General features: G+C 37.7%; 1 protein-coding gene. It reads left to right on the top strand.

What is annotated here, in order from left to right; all coding sequences use genetic code 11:
• Positions 1-94: 94 nt before the first annotated feature.
• Positions 95-1,328: IS66 family transposase (gene tnpC / locus JEM65_RS20565; protein ID WP_199603554.1), on the top strand; the 1,234-nt coding region annotated here is incomplete at its 3' end.

Below are 1,328 nucleotides of genomic sequence, written 5' to 3'. Positions count from 1 at the left end.
TATTAACATTTGTTCGTTACTGCCTAACAACTATGCGTCTGGTTTTTAGCACCTTTGACCAATGTGTGTTTACTTTGGGTCAAACACAAAGAATTTGAACTCCGACAAAAATCGTATTGCAGAACTAGAGTCCAAAGTTATTCGATTGGAAGCGATAATTGAAAAATTACTTGATAAAATTGAAGACTTAACACATCGAAAAAACAGTCGCAATAGTTCAGTTGCTCCCTCTAAAGATGAAAATAGACCTCTAAAAAATCAAAGCCTACGCACTAAATCCGGCAAAAAAGTTGGCGGACAGCCAGGTCATGAAGGCACTACTTTAGAAATGGTCGGGGACCCAGATCAAACCATCGATTATAAGCCTGGCTTTTGTAATTGTTGCGGCAATGACCTGACCAATGCTCCCGAAGAGCTGCTCTTGAAAAGACAAGTGGTTGATATTCCCGTGATTTTTCCAAAATATACTGAGCATAGAACCTTTAAAAAAACCTGTTCCTGCGGACACCAGAACAAGTCTGTCTTTCCTGAGAATATAAGAACATCAATAAGTTATGGCGCCAATATTCAAGCAACAATTGCCTATATGCATACGCGTCAATATTTGCCTTTTGAGAGAATGAGTGAATTTTTTAAAGATGTCTGCAACCTGCCCATTTCACAAGGTACAATCTGCAATCTCTTGAATGGTTTTGCTTTAAAAGCACAGCCGGCCTACGATCTTATTGCTAAAAAAGTGTGGAACGAAAAAGTTGTTGGTACTGATGAAACAGGCATTAAGGTAAACGGTAAGAACAATTGGTTCTGGACTTGGCAAAGCAAGTTATCTACCTTTGTTGTGTTTTCAAAAAATAGGGGAATCGCAACTATTGAAACAAACTTTCCCCAAGGTTTTCAAAATGCGGTCCTGGTCCATGATTGTTGGACAAGTCATTTTCATACCCAATGCAAAACGCATCAATTATGCATTGCACATTTATTGAGAGAACTTATATTTCTGGAACAACGCTTTAAGTCCAATTGGGCGAAAAACTTCAAAGGATTATTGTATGATGCCTTAAAACTTAAGGGGGATCTAAACCAAGAAAAATATCAAGATCCACATACCGAAAGGGATAGAATAAAAATTGCCTTGGAAATTTTATTAGAAAACCCACTACCGGAAAATCAAAAGAAACTGCGTGCATTTCATAAGCGAATGATAAAGCACAAAGAATATATTCTTACTTTTCTGTATCATTTCCATGTGCCTGCTGACAATAACGCATCGGAAAGAGCAATTAGGAATGTGAAAGTGAAACAAAAAGTATCCGGTCAGTTCAAAACTG

This window comes from Gelidibacter salicanalis (genome assembly GCF_016469035.1).
GTDB classification, from domain to species: domain Bacteria; phylum Bacteroidota; class Bacteroidia; order Flavobacteriales; family Flavobacteriaceae; genus Gelidibacter; species Gelidibacter salicanalis_A.
This window is presented reverse-complemented; position numbering and strand designations above follow the sequence as displayed.